The organism is Bacillus sp. GMa5/1 (assembly GCF_050172015.1).
In the GTDB taxonomy this organism is placed as follows: domain Bacteria; phylum Bacillota; class Bacilli; order Bacillales; family Bacillaceae_G; genus Bacillus_A; species Bacillus_A cereus.
The window spans coordinates 1-3,206 of sequence record NZ_JBNLYC010000308.1 but is presented as its reverse complement, the minus strand read 5'-3'; the positions used below and the strand labels follow the sequence as shown (position 1 = coordinate 3,206).

Below are 3,206 nucleotides of genomic sequence, written 5' to 3'. Positions count from 1 at the left end.
TTAAGAACAAAATTTTACTTCAAATTAATATGAATTTGATATGGTTGAGATATTATGAACGAGAAACAGTAAGAGTTGCAGGAAGGAAATGAATAATGAGACTTAAATTAGTAGGGATTTTCATTTGTGTAATTATGATGTTAGGTATCTTTATAATTTACACCAATCAATCTATTGGTAAAGAATCAGATAAGATGAACTATGAATCTCGTGAAAACTTCATAAATAAAGGAAAGATAGTAGAGGAAAAAGGCAATCAAAATACAATGAAAGTTCTTTTGCTAGTATACAGGCTGTAGTTAATAAGGAATATGGATTACCCGAAGACTTAGTGGACAGAATTGTTACTGCATTAACAGGTAAACCTAATGTGTAAATTATTCAGTGTTTATGAATTCTATTATTACTATTTAAAGCCTAATTTCTCAATGTATTGTAGAGAAATTAGGCTTTTTTTATCAATTCATTAAAGTTTTTATAATTCAAGGACTCAAGTTAATGATTATATTTTCAAGTATTCGTTTTGAGCTACATAGATATAGTTTTCGTTGCAACTGTTTGTTGAAATATTTTATCATGCTCAACAATAACCATTGTGGGATTAAATTGTTGAATAAGTTCTTCAATCTGCATGCGGGAATAGATATCTATAAAATTTAGTGGTTCGTCCCATATATATATATGAGCTTTTTCACATAAACTTTTAGCGATAAGCAGTTTTTTCTTTTGTCCACCAGAATAATGAGATATATCTTTTTCAAATTGAATTCGGTCAAAGTCCATCTTACTTAGGATGGACTTAAATAAGGTTTCATCAATCTTGTGCTCTTCAATAAAGCCTGATAGTGATCCCTTCAAATGAGAAGTATCTTGTTGGACATAGGAAATGATGAGTCCTGTACCTAAAGTAACTAAGCCTGTATGCTGTATCGGATGTCCTAGAATTAGTTTTAGGATACTACTTTTTCCGCTCCCATTCGTTCCATCAAGTACAATTCGGTCACCTTGTTCAACTATGAAGCTAATCGGCTCATTCACAATTTGATCATTGTACTTAACGGACACGTCAACTAAAGTAACCAATTCATTTGATTTAAATTGCAATTGTTCCAATTTTAATGACTCAGTTTTTTCCACATTTTTTAGTAATTTTGATTTTTCCTCAATAGCTTTTTGTTGCCTTGATTCAAGGTTTTTTGCTCTTTTCATCATCTTGGCTGCTTTATGTCCTACAAACCCCTTATCCAACTTAGAGCCTGAATTCCTCGTTCCATTTTTTGAAGCTTCCACGTCATTAGACCAACTTGCTGAACGTTTGGAAGACTGTTTTAATCGCCCTATGTCTTTTTGTAGACGCTCATTTGTAGCCTTCTCGTGTTCTTGCTGTCTATCAAAATTTAACTTCCAAGAAGAATAGTTACCACTTTGAACTTCAATATTTGCTCTATTAATAGATAGGATATGGTCAACGCACCCATCTAAAAAGATTCTGTCATGTGAAATTAAAATAAATCCTTTTTTCTTCCTTAGATAATCGGAGACTATCTTTCGTGCATCTGTATCTAAGTGATTTGTTGGTTCATCAATTAATAGAAATTGACCCGCATTTAAAAACAGTGCAGCAAGCAACACTTTTGTTTGTTCCCCATTTGATAATGTTTTAAATGGTCTGTACATGACCTCAGCATCAACATTTAAATAGGATATCTCACGTAGAAGTTCCCAATCTGCGGCTTGGGGACAAATTTCTTCAAGGATTTCATGAGTGAATTTGTTCTTATCTGAAACAGAGTAGGGGAAGTAATTGAATTCTACTGAAGCAAGGATTTTCCCGCTATACTCATAATTCCCTAACAATAAATTAAAGAATGTCGTTTTACCTCGTCCGTTTCTACCAATAAATCCTAGCTTCCAATCCGTATCTATTTGGAAGTTTACACTTTCAAAAATATTATCAAAGCTACCTGGGTATGAAAAAGTTAAGTCTTGGACCTTTATCATTGACATAATAATTCCTCCTTTATATATCGAAACGTTTCATATAAAGTCGGAACATCCATCCATTTTTTAATTCCTCTATATAAGTTTGATGGATATTAACGACTTATATAGAGCATTACATGTGTAACAATAGTATCTGAAGTACTCATTTTTCTCGCTCCTTTATTTGTGAAGTACATTTAACAATTAGTAAGTTTCAACTAAGACAAACGGGAATAAAAAAATCCCCCAATTTGTAATCGGAAGGATTAGTCTTTCGTCTATACTTAATAAGTACTTATTAATCATTTGAATCATGACAAATAAAGTATGAACTGAATTTTAAAAATGGATAGACTAACCCTATATTTTGTAGTTTGAAGTTATAAAATTCAACTTAAAATATAAATTAGTTAATCATTATTCATCCATCATTCCTTTCATAATTCTATTTTTAGAGTAACATTCTTTTTAGGGAGATGCAATATTGGCTTCAATTTCATCTAATTCTAAATCATTTATAATTCTTTGAGTAAGGAGATAAAACTTTACCGCCCTTTTTATAAACATCACATTTTTGTTCAATAGGTCATGTCTTTTGTCCGTTAAAAAGGGAGGATATGAAATTGACATCAACTTTTTGTGTAACTATAATAGTTACAGTTGGTTTCGTAAACTAATTTGAATTTCTATTTTAATGATAGTATATTTTCATTCCTTTTTAAGTGTGACAGATAGCAACTATAATCCAATAGAGGAGTAGATTCTATCTCATATGTAAAGAGTAGATAAGTTGTACCCGCCAAATTTACGATGCTCAAATACTTAAAAAATTACATTTTTCAGCTTATCCTTTTTAGAATCCTCAGTATTGATAATTGTAAACATCTACAAAAAGTTAATAAGATTGTTGTGTGTAGAAAGAAATCTTTTAAAAAGGTCATAATATGGATAATAGATAGCACACATTTTAATTAGTAGGACTTGTGCCACCATCAAGCCATTTTTTAATAAAAGTATAGAAAAATCAAGAAGGTGAATCCATTGCGTAAACATGTATATGTGCAATTTTATGTATTGATATTGGCTTTAATAACTTATATAAGCTTTTGCTTTATATTTTTATTTGTTTTTCCGAATCATTATTTCGTATCAGATTTTAATATCCGACTATCATCTTTAGTCGTTGAAACTACTGTATTTATCTCATTACTGTATTCTATATT

At 30.5% G+C, this 3,206-nt stretch carries 2 protein-coding genes and 1 pseudogene; 2 read left to right on the top strand and 1 reads right to left on the bottom strand.

Going from position 1 to position 3,206, the window contains the following annotated elements; translation table 11 throughout:
* Positions 1–95: 95 nt before the first annotated feature.
* A pseudogene (locus ACQGSG_RS27850) lies at positions 96–328 on the top strand (hypothetical protein); the annotation flags it as partial.
* A 200-nt stretch (positions 329–528) separates the two neighbouring features.
* Here the strand turns inward: ACQGSG_RS27850 and ACQGSG_RS27845 are convergent.
* The gene (locus ACQGSG_RS27845) at positions 529–2,007 is read right to left on the bottom strand and encodes an Lsa family ABC-F type ribosomal protection protein (RefSeq protein WP_000061799.1); all 1,479 of its coding nucleotides are present in this window, start codon (positions 2,005–2,007) and stop codon (positions 529–531) included.
* Positions 2,008–3,024: 1,017 nt separating this feature from the next.
* On the opposite strand from ACQGSG_RS27845, the gene ACQGSG_RS27840 reads away from it, so the two are divergent.
* On the top strand, positions 3,025–3,206 hold a 182-nt coding region (locus ACQGSG_RS27840), incomplete at its 3' end, for a hypothetical protein (RefSeq protein WP_426948557.1).

Excerpts from the sequence above, each read along its gene's own strand:
- ACQGSG_RS27845 (WP_000061799.1), bottom strand. The coding sequence starts at position 2,007 with ATGTCAATGATAAAGGTCCAAGACTTAACTTTTTCATACCCAGGTAGC.